12 protein-coding genes and 2 pseudogenes are annotated in these 18,906 nt (G+C 72.2%); 2 read left to right on the top strand and 12 right to left on the bottom strand.

The genetic code is table 11. The features are described 5' to 3' along the window. Nucleotides 1-17: 17 nt before the first annotated feature. From cobA to cobC, 3 genes are read right to left on the bottom strand one after another with little or no spacing between them, the layout of a single operon-like run. Complete coding sequence (gene cobA / locus ACFY36_RS45755) at nt 18-1,205, bottom strand: uroporphyrinogen-III C-methyltransferase (protein WP_499752203.1); 1,188 nt, start codon at nt 1,203-1,205, stop codon at nt 18-20. Continuing rightward, nucleotides 1,202-2,260: a nicotinate-nucleotide--dimethylbenzimidazole phosphoribosyltransferase gene (cobT, locus tag ACFY36_RS45750; protein WP_499752202.1), complete on the bottom strand. Its 1,059-nt coding sequence runs from the start codon at nt 2,258-2,260 to the stop codon at nt 1,202-1,204. Before cobT ends, cobA begins: the two co-directional genes overlap by 4 nt. Continuing rightward, nucleotides 2,257-3,309 carry an Rv2231c family histidinol phosphate aminotransferase CobC gene (gene cobC, locus ACFY36_RS45745; RefSeq protein ID WP_499752201.1) on the bottom strand — a complete coding sequence of 351 codons (1,053 nt, stop codon included), beginning with the start codon at nt 3,307-3,309 and terminating at the stop codon, nt 2,257-2,259. Before cobC ends, cobT begins: the two co-directional genes overlap by 4 nt. 65 nt (nt 3,310-3,374) lie before the next feature. On the opposite strand from cobC, the pseudogene ACFY36_RS45740 reads away from it, so the two are divergent. Next, nucleotides 3,375-5,507 (top strand): annotated as a pseudogene (locus tag ACFY36_RS45740) (transglycosylase domain-containing protein); the annotation flags it as partial. A gap of 494 nt (nt 5,508-6,001) precedes the next feature. On the opposite strand, the gene ACFY36_RS45735 reads toward ACFY36_RS45740, so the two are convergent. Then, nucleotides 6,002-6,625 (bottom strand): TIGR03086 family metal-binding protein, encoded by a 624-nt coding sequence (locus ACFY36_RS45735; RefSeq protein ID WP_499752200.1) that lies wholly within the window; start codon nt 6,623-6,625, stop codon nt 6,002-6,004. A gap of 219 nt (nt 6,626-6,844) precedes the next feature. Further along, nucleotides 6,845-8,965: a cobyrinic acid a,c-diamide synthase CobB gene (locus ACFY36_RS45730; RefSeq protein ID WP_499752199.1), complete on the bottom strand. Its 2,121-nt coding sequence runs from the start codon at nt 8,963-8,965 to the stop codon at nt 6,845-6,847. Between the two features lie 101 nt (nt 8,966-9,066). Here ACFY36_RS45730 and ACFY36_RS45725 point away from each other — a divergent pair. Then, a pseudogene (locus ACFY36_RS45725) lies at nt 9,067-9,861 on the top strand (SURF1 family cytochrome oxidase biogenesis protein); the annotation flags it as partial. A 339-nt stretch (nt 9,862-10,200) separates the two neighbouring features. On the opposite strand, the gene ACFY36_RS45720 reads toward ACFY36_RS45725, so the two are convergent. The 7 genes from ACFY36_RS45720 to ACFY36_RS45690 form a co-directional block, all read right to left on the bottom strand. Next, complete coding sequence (locus ACFY36_RS45720) at nt 10,201-11,805, bottom strand: ATP-dependent DNA ligase (protein WP_499752198.1); 1,605 nt, start codon at nt 11,803-11,805, stop codon at nt 10,201-10,203. A 65-nt stretch (nt 11,806-11,870) separates the two neighbouring features. After that, nucleotides 11,871-12,167 (bottom strand): hypothetical protein, encoded by a 297-nt coding sequence (locus ACFY36_RS45715; RefSeq protein ID WP_499752197.1) that lies wholly within the window; start codon nt 12,165-12,167, stop codon nt 11,871-11,873. A gap of 67 nt (nt 12,168-12,234) precedes the next feature. Next, a complete protein-coding gene (locus ACFY36_RS45710; RefSeq protein WP_499752196.1) occupies nt 12,235-13,698 on the bottom strand; it encodes an FAD-dependent monooxygenase in 1,464 nt (487 codons plus the stop codon). Nucleotides 13,699-13,709: 11 nt separating this feature from the next. Further along, nucleotides 13,710-15,056, bottom strand: coding sequence for a dipeptidase (locus ACFY36_RS45705; RefSeq protein ID WP_499752250.1), 1,347 nt, complete (start codon nt 15,054-15,056; stop codon nt 13,710-13,712). Between the two features lie 97 nt (nt 15,057-15,153). Continuing rightward, nucleotides 15,154-16,209, bottom strand: coding sequence for a M48 family metallopeptidase (locus ACFY36_RS45700; RefSeq protein WP_499752195.1), 1,056 nt, complete (start codon nt 16,207-16,209; stop codon nt 15,154-15,156). A 70-nt stretch (nt 16,210-16,279) separates the two neighbouring features. Then, a complete protein-coding gene (locus tag ACFY36_RS45695) occupies nt 16,280-17,809 on the bottom strand; it encodes a cobyric acid synthase (RefSeq protein WP_499752194.1) in 1,530 nt (509 codons plus the stop codon). Further along, nucleotides 17,806-18,807 (bottom strand): cobalamin biosynthesis protein, encoded by a 1,002-nt coding sequence (locus ACFY36_RS45690; RefSeq protein WP_499752193.1) that lies wholly within the window; start codon nt 18,805-18,807, stop codon nt 17,806-17,808. Before ACFY36_RS45690 ends, ACFY36_RS45695 begins: the two co-directional genes overlap by 4 nt. Between the last annotated feature and the right edge of the window lie 99 nt (nt 18,808-18,906).

Here is an 18,906-nt window from a genome sequence, read left to right as displayed (position 1 = left end):
CCCGGTGTGTAGCGGTTCTATACCCCTACGTGAACGACGTCCCCGATGACAACGATGGCGGGCGGGTGGATGCCGGCCTCGGCCGCGTCGGCCGCGATCGAGCCGAGCGTGCCGCGCAGCGAGCGCTGGTGGGCCGTCGAGCCCTCCTGCACCACCGCGGCCGGTGTCCCGGCCGCGCGGCCCTCGGCGATCAGGCGCGCGGCGATCTTGGGCAGGTTCTTGAGACCCATGAGTACGACGATGGTGCCGCGCATCCGGGCCAGAGCCGCCCAGTCGACGAGTGAGGCGTCGCTGTCGGGCGCGACGTGCCCGGAGACCACGGTGAACTCATGGGCCACGCCCCGGTGGGTGACCGGGATGCCGGCCAGCGCGGGCGCGGCGATCGAGCTGGTCACACCAGGAACGACGAGCACCGGCACCCCGGCCTCGGCACAGGCGATGGCCTCCTCGCCGCCGCGGCCGAAGACGAACGGGTCGCCGCCCTTGAGCCGCACCACGAACTTGCCCTCTCCGGCGCGCTCGACCAGGATCCGGTTGATCTCCTCCTGGGCCTTCTGCGGCCCGTACGGGATCTTGGCCGCGTCGACGAACTCGACCTCCGGCCGCAGATCGCCCAGGAGCATGCCCGGCACCAGCCGGTCGGCCACCACCACGTCGGCCGCGGCGAGCAGCCGGCGGCCCTTCACCGTGATCAGCTCGGGGTCGCCCGGTCCGGCCCCGACCAGAGCCACGCCCTTGTACTCGTCTCTCGCGGGCGGGGCGCTTTCGAGGGCGTGCGCCACGAGGTCCCGGACGGCCATCGCGCGCCGGCGGTCGCCGCCGTCGGTGACCGCGACCGTGACCTGGCCGTGGCGGGTGACCGCGGGCGTCCAGGCGGTGGCGGCCTCGCGGTCGTCGGCGCGGACGCAGAACACGCGGTGCGCCTCGGCGGCCACGCTGACCTGCTCGGCCGCGGCCGGGTCGTCGATGGCCACGTGCACGAGCCAGGCGCCCTCGACGTCGCCGGGCTCGAAGCGGCGGGCCGTCCAGGTGGCCCGGCCGGCGTCGACGTGGCCGTGCAGGGCCGGGCTCAGCTCGGGCGAGACGATCTCGATCAGCGCGCCGGCGGCGATCAGGGCGGGCACGCGGCGGGTCGCCACGGCGCCGCCGCCGACCACCAGCACCCGGCGGCCGGTCAGCTTGAGGCCGAGAGGGTAGACGCTCATTTCTCGGACACTCCCGCGGAATCGAACGTGGCGACCTCGTGCAGCACCCGCACGGCGGCCGAGACGACCGGCAGCGCGAGGACGGCGCCGCTGCCCTCGCCCAGGCGCATGCCGAGGTCGAGCAGCGGCTCGAGGCCCAGGTGGGCCAGGGCCACGGTGGCGCCCGGCTCGGCCGAGCGGTGCCCGGCGACCATGGCCGCGACCGCGTCGGGGGCGAAGGCGGCGGCGGCCAGCGCGGCCGAGGCGGCGATGACCCCGTCGATGATCACCGGCACGCGGTGGGCGGCGGCGCCGAGGATGAAGCCGGCCAGCGCGGCGTGCTCGAGGCCGCCGACCGCGGCCAGCACGCCCAGCGGGTCGCTCTTCTCGGGCCGGTGCGCGGCGAGGGCCCGGCCCACCACCTCGATCTTGCGGTCGAGGGTGGCGTCGTCGATGCCGGTGCCGCGGCCGGTCACCTCGGCCGGGGCGAGGCCGGTGAAGACGGCGATGAGTGCGGCCGCGGGAGTCGTGTTGGCGATGCCCATGTCGCCGGTGAGCAGGCATTTCGCGCCGTTGTCGACGAGCGCGGCGGCGACTCCGATGCCCACCTCGACCGCGGCCAGGGCCTCCTCGCGGGTCAGCGCGGGCTCGACGGTCATGTCCCGGGTGCCGCGGCGGACGTTCGCGTCGAGCAGGGTGGCGCCGCCGTGCAGCGGGATGCCCACACCCACGTCGACCACCATGACGTCGGCCCCGGCCTGCCGGGCGAACGCGTTGACGACCGCGCCGCCGGCCACGAAGTTGGCCACCATCTGGGCGGTGACCTCCTGCGGCCAGGGGGTGACGCCCTGGGCGTGCACGCCGTGGTCGCCGGCGAAGACCGCGACTGTGGCCGGGGTGGGCAGCGGCGGCGGGTTGACGCCGGCCAGCCCGGCCAGCCGCACCGAGAGCTCCTCGAGGGCGCCCAGCGAGCCGGCCGGCTTGGTCAGCCGGGCCTGGTGCTCGCGGGCGGCGGCCATCGCCTGCTCGTCGGCGGGGCGGACGGCGGCGAGGGTGTCCTCCAGCGATGCGCTCACGCTTGCTCCTCGATCACGACGGTCAGGGTCTCGACGAATGCGTCGGTGGTGGCAGTGTCGCGCACCGCCAGCCGCAGCCAGTCAGGGCCCAGGCCGGGGAAAGTGTCGCCCCGGCGTACGGCGTAGCCGCGTTCCCGCAGCTCCAGCCTGATTTTGTCGGCCCCTTGCAGGCGTACGCTAACGAAGGCACTGGCCGGAGCCCCAGCGACCGTGACCTTCGGCACGTCGCCGAGCCGGCGCAGCAGGTGAGCGCGGTCCGCGGCCAGCCGCCGGGCGATCTGGCGTTCGGCCTCGACCGCGGTGGGTGACGCGCAGGCGAGCGCGGCGGCCAGCGCGGGCGTCGAGACGGCCCACAGCGGCTGGGCCGCGGCCAGCCGGGTCAGCAGCTCGGCCGGGCCGAGCAGATAGCCGATCCGCAGGCCGGCCAGGCCCCACGTCTTGGTGAGGCTGCGCAGCACGACCAGGCCGGGCAGATCGCGGCGAGAGGCGAGCGACTCCGGCTCCCCGGCCACGCCCTCACGGAACGTGGTGTCGGCGAAGGCCTCGTCGACCACCAGCACACGGCCCGGACGGGCCAGCGGGGCGATCTCCTCGGAGGGGTGCAGCACCGAGGTGGGGTTGGTGGGGTTGCCGACGAAGACGAGATCGGCGTCGTCCGGCACCAGCCTCGCGTCGAGGCGGAACCCGTCCTCCTCGCGCAGCAGTACCCGGTCGACCACGTGGCCGGCGTTCAGCAGGGCGGCCTCGGGCTCGGTGAACTGGGGATGGACCACGACCGGGTGATTCGCGCCGCGCAGCGCCTGGGCCAGCAGGACGAAACCCTGCGCGGCGCCGGCGGTCAGCAGGACCTCTTCCGGGTCACGGCCGTGCCTGGCGGCCACGGCCGCGGTGGCCTCTTTCCCGTCGGGGTACGCCTTCAGGTCGCTCAGGGAGCTCATCAGCGGCTGCGCGAGCCACGGCGGCATCGGCTCGTGCCGGACGTTCACCGCCAGGTCGATCAGACCCGGGGCGACCTCCGTGTCGCCGTGGTGGCCTAGGTCGAGGGACATGCGATCAGAATGCCCGACCGTGATACGCACGTTACTTCGGCTGTTCCGTGAGCAAATAAGAGGTTTTGTCATACCTTCTAGGGGTGGCAGCCGGAAAAGTCGCTCCCCTCGTCCGTGCCGGCCTGATCGCGGGACTCGTGGTCGCCGGCCTCGCCTATCCACTGGCCGCCCTCGCCGGACTCGGCGTCAAGGCCGGCACCGAAGCCCTCGAGGGCCTGCCCGAGGAACTCATCGAGGTGCCCACCGCGCAGACGACCTACGTCTACGCCAGCGACGGGAAGACGCTGCTCACGACGTTCTACGAGGAGCACCGCAAGCCCGTGAAGATCACGGACATGTCGCCCTACATCACCCAGGCGATCGTGGCCTCCGAGGACACCCGCTTCTACGAGCACAACGGGGTCGACGCCAAGGGCGTGGCCCGGGCCTTCGTCGCCAACCAGAAGGCCGGCGGGGTCTCGCAGGGAGCGTCGACCCTGACCATGCAGTACGTCCGCATGGCGCTCCGGGACGGCGCGCAGACCCCCAAGGAGGCGCTCGAGGCGACCGAGCAGACCACCTCGCGCAAGCTGCGGGAGATGCGGCTCGCCATCGAGCTGGAGAAGCGGCTCACCAAGCAGGAGATCCTCGAGCGGTACCTCAACTCGGCGTACTACGGCCACCGGGCGTACGGCATCTTCGCCGCCTCTCAGGTCTTCTTCTCGAAGTCGCCGAAGAATCTGACCCTCACGGAGGCCGCCCTGCTCGCCGGCCTGGTCAAGGCGCCGTCGGCCTACGACCCGGCGACCCAGGACCGGGAGGCGGCCACGAACCGCCGCAACTACGTGATCGACCAGATGGTCAAGATGCGCACGATCACGGCGGCTGAGGCGGCCGGCGCCAAACGGGCGAAGATCACGTTGAAGCTCAGCTCGGCGCCGAACGACTGCATCTCGATCGCCGACCCGCACAACGACTGGGGTTTCTTCTGCGACTACTTCAAGTCGTGGTGGAAGGAACAGCCGGCCTTCGGCCGGACCACCTCCGAGCGCGAGGAGAACCTGCGACGCGGCGGCTACCGCGTGGTCACCTCCATCGACCCCAGGATCCAGGGGTACGCCATGGAGCACGTCCTCGACAAGGAGAAGCGCCGCAGCCGCATCGCACATGGCCAGGTCATCATCGAGCCGGGCACCGGCCGGGTGCTCAGCATGGCGGTGAACCGGCGGTACTCGCTCGACCAGTCCGGCAACGAGAAGCACAGCCGCTACCGCAACGTGAAGGGCAACTTCCCGAACACGGTGAACCCGCTGCTCGGCGGCGGCTCGATGGCCGGCTATCAGGCGGGCTCCACCTTCAAGATCTTCACGATGCTGGCCGCCCTGGACGAGGGGATGCCGCTGTCGACGTCCTTCTACAGCCCGCAGAGGTTCTACTCGAAATACATCACGGCGCCCGGTCCGGCCACGTGCGGCACGCACTGGTGCCCGAAGAACTCGACGTCGTCGATGACCGGCGACCAGACGATGTGGAGCGGCTTCGGCAAGTCGGTGAACACCTACTTCGTGCAGCTCGAACAGAAGGTCGGCGCGGAGAAGGCGGTGAAGATGGCCGAGCGGCTCGGTCTGCGCTGGCGTACGGACGTGGACCGCCGGCTGGCGTCACCGGAGCACGCGTCGGGCTGGGGCGCGTTCACGCTGGGGGTGAGCGACGCGACGCCGATCGAGATGGCGAACGTCTTCGCGACGCTGGCCGCGGAGGGCAACTACTGCGAGCCGCTGCCGGTGAAGTCGATCCTCGACCGCAACGGCAAGGCGGCGACATATCAGGGCAAGCAGATCGCGGCGCCCCGCTGCCACCGGGCGGTCTCGGTGGACGTGGCCCGGGCGGCGACGGACGCGGCCCGCTGCGTGACCGGCTACGGCGCGGCCCGGGGCAGTTGCGGAGGCTGGGGTACGTCGGAGATGGTCCACGGCGTGCTGAAGCGGCCGGTGGCCGGCAAGAGCGGCACCACCGACAGCAACAAGACGGCCTGGTTCTGCGGCTTCACGCCGCAGTTGGCGGCCGCGGCGTTCGTGGCGGACCCGGACAACCCCGAGATGAACGTGGGCACGAGCCGCGGGACGGTCTCGAAGTACACGGTGGCCGAGACGCTGAAGGACGCCCTGAAGGGCCAGCCGAAGCTGAAGTTCACCCCGCCCTCGGACGCGATCACCTCGAAGTGGAACCGCGACCGCGACTCCGACCGCGAGCGCGACCGTGACCGCGACTCCGACCGCGATCGTGACTCCGACTCCGACCGTGACAGCGACGCCGACTCCGACTCCGACCGCGACAGCGACGCCGACCGGGACTCGGACCGCGACCGGGACTCGGACCGCGACCAGGACTCGGACCGCGACCGGGACAGCGACTCGGACCGCGACTCCGCCGGCAACAGCGACAGTGATCGCGACTCCGACCGTGACCGCGACCGCGACGCCGGCGCGGACCGTGATCGCGATGCCGACCGCGACTCGGGCGCCGACCGTGATCGCGGCGCCGACCGTGATCGCGGCGCCGACGCCGGCCGTGATCGCGACTCGGCGGATGACGCCGACCGCCTGTCGGATGCCGGCAACGACTCCGGCCGCCGGAACCCGAACCGCGAGGACACCAACCGCGACTAGCGCCCTCCCCTCCAGATCCTCAGGCCCCCAGTTTCCCCAGGTGCTCAGGCGGCGGGGGCGGCCGGGCGGCGGCGGGGAGCGCGCCACCTGGCGTCGCGGCCGGCGAGGGCCAGGAGCTGGTCGAGCAGGGTGGCCTCGTCGTCGGTGATCGGGAGGACCGGGCCGAACAGGCCGGGAGTGCCCTCGGGCGGATATTGCGCGTTGAACTCGATGAGGATCTCGAGGGTGCGGGGGTCGGCCGCGTATTCCTGGCCGGTGGACCGGGCCAGGTCCCAGCCGTGGACGATCAGCTCGGTCATGGCGACGTGGCCGAGGGCGGCGGCGGGCATGGTGACGCCGCCGGCGGCGGACGTGCCGGTCCAGGCGGTCTGCTCTTTCCAGGCGGTGGCGAGGTCTTCCAGGAGGACGGGCAGGCGGCTGCGCCAATGCCGGGACAGATGTTGCGCGGAGGGCTCGGGCGGCGGCTCGGAGGTGCCGGGGGCGTCGGCGCGTTTGCGGGCGGTCTGCGTGAAGGCGAAGGACAGGCCCATCAGATGATCGAGAAGAGCGGCGACGCTCCAGTCGGGACACGGGGTGGGGCCAAGGAGCTCGTGATTGTCGATGCCCAGCAGAAGCGCTCGCATCACCCGAACCGGCGGGTCGAAGTCCAGCGGCACACGATCGGCCACGGCAGTCCTCCTTCGGGTCGTCCTCGTTAAGTTCACGTTACGGCCGGGGTACGACAGTTTTGTGCCTCGCGGAGGGCGTTTTCGCGGTGGTCCGTGCTTTCGGCCTGATCTATGTGGAACGGGCGCGTTTCGGCGGCCGAACTCGCGGCGTTCGGCTGTTGCGCGGCGTCATCCGGGCGACCCGGATCGGTGACCGGCCCCGCGCGGGCTCCCACTCGCTCAGGAGATGGTGATGTCCACGGTGTCGTTCAGATTGGACGAGGACGCGGCCGGCCGTGACGGCGCCTGTTGATCAGCGTCAACGGGCGAGGCGCCGGGTTGCCGGGCCGGCTGCTGCCCGGGCGACCCCAGGTGCTCGGGACGGCCGGGGTGCGGATAACCGGGCGACTGCTGCGCGGGGCCAGACTGCGGATAGCCGGGCGACTGCTGCGCGGGGCCAGACTGCGGATAGCCGGGCGACTGCTGCGCGGGGCCAGACTGCGGATAGCCGGGCGACTGCTGTGCCGGGGCGGGCTGATGAGCGGACGGTGCTTGCTGCTGAGCCGGCGACGCCTGGACCGCGAAGGCCTGGGTCGGCTGCGACTCGCCCGGGACCGGCTGCGGTGTCAGAGGCTCGGCCGGCGAGGTCGGAGCCTGGGGCTGGGCCGGCTGAGACTGGACCGGGTGGGATTGGGCTGGTTGTAGCTGCGCCGATTGAATCTGGGCCGGGTAGGACTCCGCCTGCTGAAACTGTCCTGGGTGGGATTGGGCCGGGTGGGGCTCCGCCGGCTGAAACTGGCCCGGGTGGGATTGGGCCCCGTGGGACTCCGCCGGCTGAAACTGGGCCGCGTGGGACTGAGCCGGTTGCGGTTGGGGCTGGGACGGCTGGGGCTGGGCCGACGGCATCGGCTGAGGCTGGGACTGGGGCATCGGCTGGGGCTGGGCCGGGGGCATCGGCTGGGGCTGCGGGGGCATCGCGGGGCGGGACGGTGGGGCCATCGGCGCCGGGCCGGCCAGGGCGGCCGAGACGATGCGTTTGGCGATCTCGGGGGCGGCCGCCCAGTGCAGGCCGAGCTGGGAGGCGTGTACCTGGCGCCAGACGAAGCCCTCGGGGTTGCCGCCCGACCACGTCCAGGCCGGGACCGTGCCGGCGCGCGGGGTCACGATCGCGCGGTGCTGCTTGTAGCCGGTGATGCGGGCTCCGGCCGGGGCCAGCGTCGAGGTGGTGGGCGCGGTGGCCTCGCGATATCCGGCGATGGTCTGGTCGGCGGTGGTGGCCGACGCGTCGAAGACGCCGCACATCGGGCGGCCGTCGAACTCACGGCCGAGCCACGGCAGGGCCACGCCCTCGGCTACGACCGGCCAGCCGTCGCGGGCGAACTGCGCCACGTCGTTGCAGAGCCTGCGGTTGGCCGACAGCTCCTCGGCGTACCCCTCGGGAAGGCCGGCGCCGACGATCAGAGCGCGCGTGCCGGCCGGCAGCGACTCGTCGCGCAGAGGATCGACCACGGCCACGTCCGCTCCCGCCGCCGTCAGGAGTTCGGCCGTCTCGACGTACGTGAAAGGAGCACCCGGACCACCCGCAAGCGCGACCACCGGTCGCTGGTCGAAGACCTCGCCGCCGACGACGTCGGCGGGCGTCCAGATGGGCCCGGGCAGGGCGGGGGCCGAGGCCGCGAGGGCCATCAGGCGATCCATGTCGAGCGCGCCCGCCACGGCCTCGCCGAGACGGCGGACGGCACGGCTGGCCTCGACCGTACGGTGGGCGACCGGCACCGGGCCGTGCGCGCGGGCCGGAAGGACGTTCGGCAGGTCACCGCGGCGCAGCGCGCCCAGCACCGGCATGCCGATGTCGTCGAGGGCGGTGCGCAGCATCTGCTCGTGGCGCGGCGACGCGACCCGGTTGAGGATCACCCCGCCCAGGTGGACCATCTCGTCGAACATGCGGAAGCCGTGCACGAGCGCGGCCAGCGAATGCCCCATCGCGGCGACGTCGACGACCAGCACGACCGGCGCGTGCAGGGCGGCCGCGACCGCGGCGGTGCCGTCGATCTCGGGCTGGCCGGTGAGCGAGTCGAACAGGCCCATGGCCCCCTCGATCACCGAGAGTTGCGCGCTGCCGGCGCCGTGCAGGAACAAAGGCGCGATGCGCTGCGCGCCGACCAGGCGGGGATCGAGGTTGCGGCCGGGCCGGCCGGCCGCGAGACCGAGGTACGCGGCGTCGGTGTGATCCGGGCCGACCTTGAACCCGGCCGCCGGGATGCCACGCGCCGCGGTCGCCGCGAGCAGGCCGACCGCGATCGCGGTCTTGCCGTGCCCGGACGCGGGCGCGCTCACGACCAGACGGGGCTGGGCGCTCATCTATGACTCTCCCGAACGGAATATCGCCTGTTGTCGACTACCGAAGTGGGACAGTACCTGGCCCCAGCAGGTGTCAACCTGCCGACGGGTAGCCTCGGGACGTGTACCGCTTCCTGCTGAGGCCGCGCTGGCTGGCCGCCGCCGCGTTCGCTCTGGCGGCCGCGTCGGTCATGGTGATGCTCGGCAACTGGCAGCTGCGACGGTACGAGGAGCGCAGCGCGATCAACAATCGCATCAACGCCGCCGACTCCGTGCAGGCCGTCCCGATGACCTCCGTGCTGACCCGGCCGACAGCCGCGAGCGCCTCCGGCGAGGCCCCCGGCAAGGACCTGGCCTGGACAAAGGTCACAGTGAGCGGCCGCTATGACCCGGCTCACGAGATCCAGGCGCGGGGCCGCACGGTCGACGGCGACGTCGGGTACGAGATCGTCACGCCGCTGATCCTGGAGGACGGCACGGCCGTGCTGGTCGACCGCGGCTGGATCCCGGCCCCGGCCGGCGGGGCGCTGGCGGCGCCCACGGTGCCGGCCGCCCCGACAGGCACGGTGACCGTCGTGGGCCAGCTCCACCTGTCGGAAAGTCGACCGGCGCCGATCGAGCAGCGCAACGGCCGTCTGGACACCAGGCGCGTCGCGGTGCCCAAGCTCGCACACGAAATGCCCTATCCCGTGTACGGAGCGTACGTGCTCCTCACCGAGCAGACGCCGGTGAACGACGCCGCGTTCACCCGGATCCCGATCGATCACGAGGACGCCTGGCAGAACGGCGGCTACGCGGTCCAGTGGTGGCTGTTCGCGGTGATGGCCCTCTTCGCGTACGGCTACTACGCCCGCAAGGAGGCCAAGGGCGAGTCGAAACCCCGCTCCCCCGGCGCCGCCCGCGAGCCGGTCCCGGCCACAGCCCGGACCGCCACCACCGACCACTCCCGCGACCGAGTCGAAGATCACGACCGCCGCCGGTCCGCTTCCGGCGACCGCGTAGAGGAGTACGACCGCCGCAAGGCCGCTGCCGGCGACCGCGTGGACGACTATGACCGCCGCACGGCTGCCGCTTCTGGCGACCGGGTCGAGGAGTACGACCGCAAGAAGGCCGCCGCGCTGGCCGCCACCGGCGATCGGGTCGAGGAAGCCGACCGCAAGCGGGCCGCCACGGACGACGGCAAGCGTTAGCAATCCGCTACCGCACCACCGCGGCCACTACCCGGAGTTACCCGGCACCGCTGCTCACCGTGCGATCTACGGCGGTGGGTGGCCGCCGATGGCGCGGACCGTGTCGATGGTGTCGGCCTCGGCCGCCGGCTTGTCGTCGCGGTAGCGCAGGACCCGGGCGAAGCGCAGCGCCACCCCGCCCGGGTAGCGCGGGGACGTCTGCACGCCGTCGAAGGCGATCTCGACCACCTGCACCGGCCGCACCCGGACGACCCAGCCGTTGTCGTCGACCTTCAGCTCCTGGAAACGCTCGGTCTGCCAGCGCAGCAGTTCATCGGTGAGCCCCTTGAACGTCTTGCCGAGCATCACGAACTCCCCGGTCCGCGGATCGAGCGCTCCCAGGTGCAGATTCGACAGCCAGCCCCGGCGCCGCCCGTGCCCCCACTCGACCGCGAGAACCACCAGGTCGAGCGTATGACGGGGTTTGACCTTGACCCAGGCATTGCCCCGGCGCCCCACGTCGTACGGTGCCTCGGTCGCCTTGATGACCACACCCTCCTGCCCGGCCGCGATCGCCGCCGCGAACGCGGCCGCCGCCTCCTCCTCGGTCTCGACCGTCGTCCGCCCGACGATCAGCTCCGACGGGAGCGCGCCGGCCAGCGCCGCCCACCGCACCCGCCCCGGCTCATCCAGCAGATCCACACCGTCGAGATGCAGCAGATCAAAGAAATAGGGAGTGAGAGCGATCGGCGCCGCAGCAGATCCCGCCCGAGAGGACCCCCGCCCAGAGGCAGGCACAGAGGCCGCCGGCGCGGAAGCTGAGCGGGTGGATGACCGGGCGCCGCGGGTGGCGGCTCGGCTTGAGGTTTCCTGGAACGGGCGGGGGCGGCCTGTCTCGTCCAAGGCCATGGCCTCGCCGTCGAGGACTGCCTCGCGGAAGGGGAGTTTGCGGACCGCGTCGACCACCTCGGGCATGCGGGCGGTGATGTCGTCGAGGCTTCGGGTGAAGACGGCCACGTCGTCGCCGGAGCGGTGGACCTGGATGCGGATGCCGTCGAGTTTCACGTCGACCGTGGCCGGGGCGCCGGTGGCCAGCAGGGCGGCGCCGACGTCGGGGGCGGCCTGGGCCAGCATCGGGGTGAGCGGGGTGCCGACCCTCAGGTGGATGTCGGCCAGGGCGGGCGCGCCGCCGGTCAGCGCGGCGACGGCCACCTGTTTGAGGTCGCCGGAGAGCAGCAGCGCCCGGCGGACCGCCGTCAGCGGGGTCTCGGAGGCCTTGGCGATCGCGTCGGCCAGCAGGCCGGCCTGGGCGCCCTGGCGCAGCTCGCCGCCGAACAGGCCGACCAGCAGGCGCTGCTCGTCGGCGGTGGCGGCGGCGAAGAGGGCGCCGAGCAGCTCGCGCCGCCGGGCCTGTGAGCCGGCGCCGGCGACGACCGAGATCTCGGCGATGGCGGCGTCGACGCCGCCGACGGTGAGGCTCGGCTCGGCCGCGGGCGGCGGCTGGTCGCGCAGGCTCGCATAGCCCACCCCGGTCTGCCGCTGCCGCAGCTCGCCGGCGAGGAACGCGGAGCCGGCCGCGATCTCATCGGGGTCGAGCCGGCGCAGCGCGTCGGCCAGGAGCTCGATCTTGGCCTTGCGCCCGGAGGTCGCCGCGACGGCCGCTGAGGTCGCCGCCAGGTCGAGGAATCGCACTCAGCCATCCTGGCAGCACCCCCTGACATTTTCCGGCTGGAACCGGGCTGGAACCGGGCTGGAACTCAGGCCGCGCGCGGCTCGGAGATGCGGAAGCCGCGGGCCCGGACCTGATCGGCCACGCGGGTCACCTGGGCGTCGAGGGCGACCAGGGTGGCCGACAGGTCTTCCAGATGGTCGGTGAGGGCGGAGTCGTCCCAGTCGGCGACGTCGACCGAGCTCATCGCGTGGACCGCGGCGCGGAGCCGGGCGATGGACTCGAGACGCTCCCGGGAGCGAAGCCGGTCGATGGCATGGCGCGGTCCGACCGGCAACGACCGCACCACCGGAACAAGGGTTGCAGACACTTCGTTCGAACGCATGTTCGATATCCTAACAGGACGCATCGCACTTGCGCACCGGTTCACTCGTTGTGACGAAGTCCCTCTGTCAGCCCGTGAGCAGGGGCGAAAACGTGTCGGCGGCGTCACCCGGAGCGGCCGCGGCGGCCACGAAGCCGTCGGGACGTACGAGGTAGAGCCGTCCCGCGACGAGGCCGGTCCGAGGTGGCGCCGCGGCGAAGACGTGCACCGGCACGCCCAGATCGGGGATGTCGGCCACCTCCCCGTAGGCGTGGATCTGCCAGGTGAGCTCGCGCAGAACGTCGAAGTTGCCGCCCGTCCAGGGCAGCCGGCGGCCGACGACCGGGTCGCGCCGCCCGCCCGAGGCCGCCTCGGCGATGGCCGTCATCCAGTAGTGGACGCGGATCTGGGCCACGTATTGGAACAGGCGCGAACCGCCCGAGGCGCGCGGCAGAATCCGTACCCCCAACGGCGCCAGCAACGGCACCACCAGCGCCCGCAGGGCGCGGAAGGCCAGGCGCTGGGAGGTGACCGCGCCGAAGATCCGGTCGGTGGTGGCGATCAGCGTCTGCGCCACCGGGCGGCGCTCGGCCTCGTACCGGTCGAGCCAGGCGTCCTTGCGGCGGCCGTGCACCACGTCGGCCAGCTTGAACGCGAGGTTGTGGGCGTCCTGCAGGCCCGTGTTCATGCCCTGGCCGCCGACCGGCGAATGGACGTGGGCCGCGTCCCCGGCCAGGAAGAACGGCCCGTCCCGGAACGCCGCCGCGACCCGGTGGTGCACCTTGTACGTCGCGAACCAGCGGGCCTCGCCGTACGTCACCGCGAACTTGCGGATGCGGGGGCGCACATCCTCCTCGGCCAGCTCCTCGTCGCCGACCAGGCCGATGATCCGCCAATTGCCGCGGCCCCGCATCGGGAAGCCGAGCAGGAAGTCGGAGCCGCCGGGGCGCACGTTTATCGCGTTCTCCACCAGGCCGCCGGTCGCGGCCGCGTCGAGGACGAAGAACCTGTACGGGTTGGTCACGCCCTCGAACGGGATGCGGCGGGATTTCCGTACGACCGAATTGGCCCCGTCGCAGCCCACGCAGAACCGGGCCCGCACGGTGTCGTTGCCGACCTTGGCCACCACGCCCTCGTCGGTCTGAGTCACCGCCGTCACCGGGGTCTCCCAATGGACCCGGCCGCCGATCTTCTGGAGATTCTCGTGCAGGATCTCCTCGTTACGGCTCTGCTCGAGGACCTCGATGAAGGGGTACGGGGTGAGGTCGCCACCGAGAGGCCCGATCGGGATCCGCCCGAACGCGCGGTCGTTGAAACCGGGCGCGAGGGCGTCCGCACGGTGCGCGGCGTGGAGCACGAGGTCGCCGAGGCCGAGCTGGTCGTAGATCTCGAGACTGCGCGCCTGCACGACGAGGGCCCGCGACTCGCGGGTGGGCCCCTCCTTGCCGTCGGCGACGATCACGTCGACCCCGAGTTTGACCAGCCAGTTGGCGAGCATCAGCCCGGTCGGACCGGCGCCCGCCACCAGCACGTCACACGTCAGCTCGGCCATCGGCCGCTCCCTTACTGAGACAATGTGTCCGCCACGTTCTTGAGCAGGAGAGCCTCGGCCACGCAGACCCGCTCGAACTCGCCGAGGTGCAGGCTCTCGTTCGGGCCGTGCGCGCCCGCGTACGGGTCTTCGACGCCGGTGACCAGCACCGCGGCCTGCGGGAAGAGCTCCTGGAAGGTGGCGATGAACGGGATCGACCCGCCCACGCCGATGTCGACCGGCGACGTGCCGTCCCAGGCCGAGGTGAAGGCGGCGCGGGCCGCGTCGTAGGCCGGGCCGGTCGCGTCGATCACGCAGGGCGAGCCCAGGCTCTCCAGGGTGACCTCGACCTGCGCGCCCCACGGCACGTTCTTCTCCAGGTGGGCCTTGACCGCCTCGTACGCCGCCTGCGGGTCGTCGCCCGGGGCCAGGCGCACGCCGATCTTGGCCTTGGCCGTGGGCTGGAGGGCGTTGGCCGCCTCCAGCGTGCGGGGCGCGTCGATGCCGAGCACCGAGATGGCCGGCTTGGTCCAGAGCCGGTCGGTGATCGTGCCCTTGCCGATCAGCTCGACGCCGTCGAGCGTGCCCGCCTCGTGGCGGAAACGGTCCTCCGGATAGTCGACCGGCGCGCCCTCGCGGCCCACCAGGCCGTCGACGGCCACCTCGCCGTGCTCGTCGTGCAGGCTCGTGATCAGGCGGGACAGCGTGATCAGGGCGTCGGGGACGGGGCCGCCGTACATGCCGCTGTGCACGGCGCTGCGCAGCACCTTGACCTCGGCGAACAGGTTGACCAGGCCGCGCAGCGACGTGGTCAGGGCCGGCTCGCCGATGTCCCAGTTGCCGGAGTCGGCGATCACGATCACGTCGGAGCGCAGCTCCTCGAGGTGAGCCTGGATGATCGCGTCGAGCGAGTCCGAGCCGTACTCCTCCTCGCCCTCGACGAAGACCACGACACCGACCGGGAGCTGGTCGCCGAAGGCGCGCAGCGCGGCGATGTGGGCCATCACGCCGGCCTTGTCGTCGGCGGCGCCGCGGCCGTAGAGACGGCCGTCGCGCTCCTGCGGCTCGAACGGGTCGCTCGTCCACTTGTCGAGGTCGCCGACCGGCTGCACGTCGTGGTGGGCGTAGAGCAGGACGGTCGGCGCGCCCGCCGGGGCCGCCTTACGGCCGATCACGGCGGGCTGGCCGCCGTGCCGCACGATCTGCACGTCGAGACCCACGCCGCGCAGCAGCTCCGCGACGGCCTCGGCCGACCGCTCCACGTGGGAGTGGTCGAAGCCCTCGAAGGCGATGCCGGGGATGCGGATCAGCCGCTCGAGGTCGGCACGGACCCCGGGCAGCTCCCGCGCGACCGCGGCGCGCAGATCGGTTTCACTCAAACTCATGAACCGATCCTAGGGCCTATCCGATGGACCACGTGGGTGCGAGGCGAGGTCCAGGTGGTGGCTGGCGTCGGCTGCGGAAAGGCCCTAAAGGTCAGGTGTCGTCTCGACCTCGGCGCGAAGCGTCGCTCGCCCAGTTGCGGGCGCCGCGGACGGCGGAGCCGGCCAGGTCGCCGGCGCCGTCGCCGAGCTTGCGGAGCAGGCCGACCAGCGGGTCCTGCGAGTTGTTGAAAGTGTCGCGGTACGACTGCGCGGCGGCCTTGACGTCCTCGGAGACCGAGGCGTCGCCGTCGGAGTCGCGGCGCGGGTAGTCGCCGCCCAGGATCTGCGCGTACGCACCCGAGTCGACCCATTTGCGAAGCTCGGCGGCACGGGCCACGGGCACCGGGTGGGTGCTCCACGCGGTCATGCCGATCTTGTGGATGCTGTCGCGCAGGTCGCCGCCGCTCTCGTACTCGGCGGCCTGCTCGAGGAAGGCGGCCGTGTCGATCTGGGAGAGGTCGCCGCCGCCGGCCAGTTTCATCAGCAGGCGCAGCGAGGCCGCCGGGTCCTGGCCGGCGAGCAGGCCGGCCCGGTCGGCCGACAGCTCGGCCTTACGCCACCACTCGAACATCGCGGCGATGATCGCCCGCAGCGCGATCGCGCCGACCGGCAGCCAGCTCAGGTTGGCCGCCCAGCGCGTGAGGATCATCATGATCGTCTTGTAGACGGCGTGGCCGCTGCGCACGTGACCGATCTCGTGACCCAGCATGGCCCGCAGCTCGTCGTCGTCGAGCCGCTCCACGGCGGCCGTGGTGATCACGATGAACGGCTTGTCGAGCCCGATGGCGGAGCCGTTGATGATCGGGTCCTGCGACACGTACAGCTCCGGCAGCTCGACCACGTCGAGGGTCTGCGCGGCCTCGGTGAAGCGCTGGTAGACACGCGGGTACTGCCGGTGGTCGACCCGGATGGCGCCGGCCAGGAACTGCAGGCGGAACCCGCGCTCGTTCCACATGCCGAAGAACGCCTTGACCACGTCGTCGAAGCCGCGCAGCTCACGCAGGGCGGTCAGCGCGCCCCGGTCGGCCGGATGTTCCCAGGCCCGCGAGCTGATGCCGGTCAGTGTGACCCGCCGGCGTACCGGGCGGTTCTCCTCGTCGGTCGTCATCGATCCCACACCCCGTCCTGAGCTCCGGGCCTGAACACGCCAGGCTCAAGGTACTTCCGGGGCGCAACATTTATCCAGGTGCTCCCGGCGGAATGAACGGAAGTCCACCCGGCGGGCCCTGCTCGACGAGCCGCCACAGGGCATCGGTGTCCAGGTGCTCCTCGACGAGATCGCCGAGAACGTCGAGCGAGCGTTCGCGCAGATCGGCGAAACGGGTGTCGGGCGCGACGGTGAAACCACGCCGGCCGGCCAGGCGCGCGGCTTCGGTGAGAAAGCGCCGGCGGAACTCGTCGGACTCGAAGGCGCCGTGCCAATGCGTGCCGAAAACATTGCCGGCCATGGCTCCTTCGGCGCGCTCATCGGCGTACACAAGCAAGGGTTTGACCTGGTCCTGTCGCGAGACGAAGCCGTGATGGATCTCGTATCCGGCGACCGGCACACCGAACCCCTGACCGCGGGACTGCGCGAGAATCTTGCGGGGGCCGAAGGTGATTTCCAAAGGCAGAAGCTCCAGGCCTTGTACGGTTCCCCGGCCGCTCTCGACCTCATCGTGAATCGTCCGGGAAAGCATCTGGAAACCGCCGCAAATGCCGAGCAAAGGCTTTCCCGCGTACGCGTGTGCGAGCACCGCGTCGGCCAGACCCGTCTCGCGGAGCCAGGCGAGATCGCTGACCGTGGACTTGGATCCGGGAAGAACCACGAGGTCGGCGTCGGCGATCTCGGCCGGTTCGACCGTCAGCCGTACGCGGACACCCGGCTCCGCCGCGAGGGCCTCGGCGTCCGTGGCGTTGGAGACGCGAGGCAGGCGTACGACAGCGACCCGGAGCCACTCGGAGCCATGCGGCGCGGCCGGACGTCCGAGCACCCGCCCGTAGGCCAGCGAATCCTCCCCGTCGAGCCAGACGTCGAGGTGGAACGGCAGCACGCCGAGCACGGGCCGCCCGGTGGCCGAGGTGATCATGTTGAGCCCCGGCGCGAGGATCCCCCGGTCACCCCGGAACTTGTTGATCACAAAACCGGCCACGAGCGCCTGGTCGGCCGGATCGAGCAGCGCGACCGTGCCGAAAAGCGCGGCGAAGACCCCGCCCCGATCGATGTCACCGACGACGATGGCGGGCAGGCCGGCCCGCCGGGCCAGGCCCATGTTGACGAAGTCGCCGTCGCGCAGGTTGATCTCGGAGGGGCTGCCGGCGCCCTCGCAGATGACCGCGTCGTACTCGGCGCGCAGCTCGGCCAGGGCGGCGTGGGCGACCTCGGCCAGCCGCGGCTTGAGGGCCCGGTAGTTGCCGGCGGTGACGGTGTCGACCGCCTCGCCGAGCAGGACGACCTGGCTCGAGACGTCACTGCCGGGCTTGAGCAGGACAGGGTTGAAGCGCAGATCGGGCGCGACGCCACAGGCGGCGGCCTGCATGGCCTGGGCCCGCCCGATCTCGCCGCCGCGACCGTCCGGCCCGACGACGACCACGGAGTTGTTGGACATGTTCTGCGCCTTGAACGGGGCGACCTTGACCCCACGGCGATGCAGCCAGCGGCAGATGCCGGCGGTGAGAATGCTCTTGCCGGCGTCGGAGGTCGTGCCGGCGACCAGAAGCCCGCTCATCGCCGTCCCCCGACCGAGGCGGCCAGCCGGCTCCCGGTCACGGCCGCCGGCCGGCTCCTGGCCGCGGCTATTCCGGCGGCGATCATGGCGGCCCCCACCCCTACCAAGGCGGAGACGCGGGCGGCGCGGCGCAGGTGCACGGCCTTGGGCTTCGGGCCGTCGCCGAGGAAGGGCCTGGTCTCGCTTCGACCGAAATAGACATTTCGACCCCCCAGCCGTACGCCCAGAGCACCGGCCATCGCCGATTCGCACTGACCGGCGTTGGGTGAGGGATGGTCGTTCCGATCACGGCGCCAGACCCGCAGGGTCTCCCGGGGCGAACCACCGGCGATGGGCGCGGAGGCGATCGTGAGCAGGCCGGTCAGGCGCGAAGGAACCAGGTTGAGGGCGTCGTCGAGCCGGGCCGAGGGGGTGCCGAACCGGGCATACCGCTCGGAGCGGTGCCCGACCATGGCGTCGAGGGTGTTGGCGGCGCGGTAGGCCAGCAGGCCGGGCAGGCCGAGGACGCCACCCCAGAAGAGCGGGGCGACGACGGCGTCGGACGTGTTCTCGGCCACCGACTCGACGGTGGCGCGGGCCAGCTCGGGGGCGTCGAGCCGCGAGGGGTCGCGGCCGCAGAGATGGTTGAGCCGCCCACGGGCGGCGTCGATGTCGTCGCGGTCCAGGTGCTTCGCCATGATCCGCGACTCGCGGCGGAGGGTCCGCCCACCGAGAACGGTCCAGGTCGCGGCGGCGACAAGCCCGGCTCGAGCGATAGGCAGGCGACGGGTGGCCACCGAGGCGGCGACGCCGGCCACAGCCGGGACACCGACGGCGATCGCGGTGAAGGCGGCCCCGGACCGCCGGGTGGGAGCGTAGAGACGGCGCTCGAGGGCTCCGGCCACCGTCCCGAAGCCGGCCACCGGATGAAACCGGCGCGGATCCCCGAACGCGGCATCGAGCAGATAGCCCGCGATCAGCCCCGCGGCGTCCGCCGTGCCGGGTCCCAGCCTCGCCATCCCTGTCCTCCCGCGTTTCCTAGAGCAGGGCAACGTTAGCCGGACCCCGGCCCAGCTCCTCGGCTCAGGCCCATTCAGGGCCGGCGCCGCCGGCTCAGG

This window comes from Actinoplanes sp. NPDC000266, from assembly GCF_042899005.1.
Taxonomy (GTDB): domain Bacteria; phylum Actinomycetota; class Actinomycetes; order Mycobacteriales; family Micromonosporaceae; genus Actinoplanes.
Note: the sequence above shows the minus strand (reverse complement) of the source record. Positions and strands in the feature narration are given on the sequence as shown.

Excerpts from the sequence above, each read along its gene's own strand:
- cobC (WP_499752201.1), bottom strand. The coding sequence starts at position 3,309 with ATGTCCCTCGACCTAGGCCACCACGGCGACACGGAGGTCGCCCCGGGT.
- ACFY36_RS45715 (WP_499752197.1), bottom strand. The coding sequence starts at position 12,167 with ATGCGTTCGAACGAAGTGTCTGCAACCCTTGTTCCGGTGGTGCGGTCG.
- ACFY36_RS45690 (WP_499752193.1), bottom strand. The coding sequence starts at position 18,807 with ATGGCGAGGCTGGGACCCGGCACGGCGGACGCCGCGGGGCTGATCGCG.
- ACFY36_RS45710 (WP_499752196.1), bottom strand. The coding sequence starts at position 13,698 with ATGGCCGAGCTGACGTGTGACGTGCTGGTGGCGGGCGCCGGTCCGACC.
- ACFY36_RS45700 (WP_499752195.1), bottom strand. The coding sequence starts at position 16,209 with ATGACGACCGACGAGGAGAACCGCCCGGTACGCCGGCGGGTCACACTG.
- ACFY36_RS45695 (WP_499752194.1), bottom strand. The coding sequence starts at position 17,809 with ATGAGCGGGCTTCTGGTCGCCGGCACGACCTCCGACGCCGGCAAGAGC.
- cobA (WP_499752203.1), bottom strand. The coding sequence starts at position 1,205 with ATGAGCGTCTACCCTCTCGGCCTCAAGCTGACCGGCCGCCGGGTGCTG.
- ACFY36_RS45730 (WP_499752199.1), bottom strand. The coding sequence starts at position 8,965 with ATGAGCGCCCAGCCCCGTCTGGTCGTGAGCGCGCCCGCGTCCGGGCAC.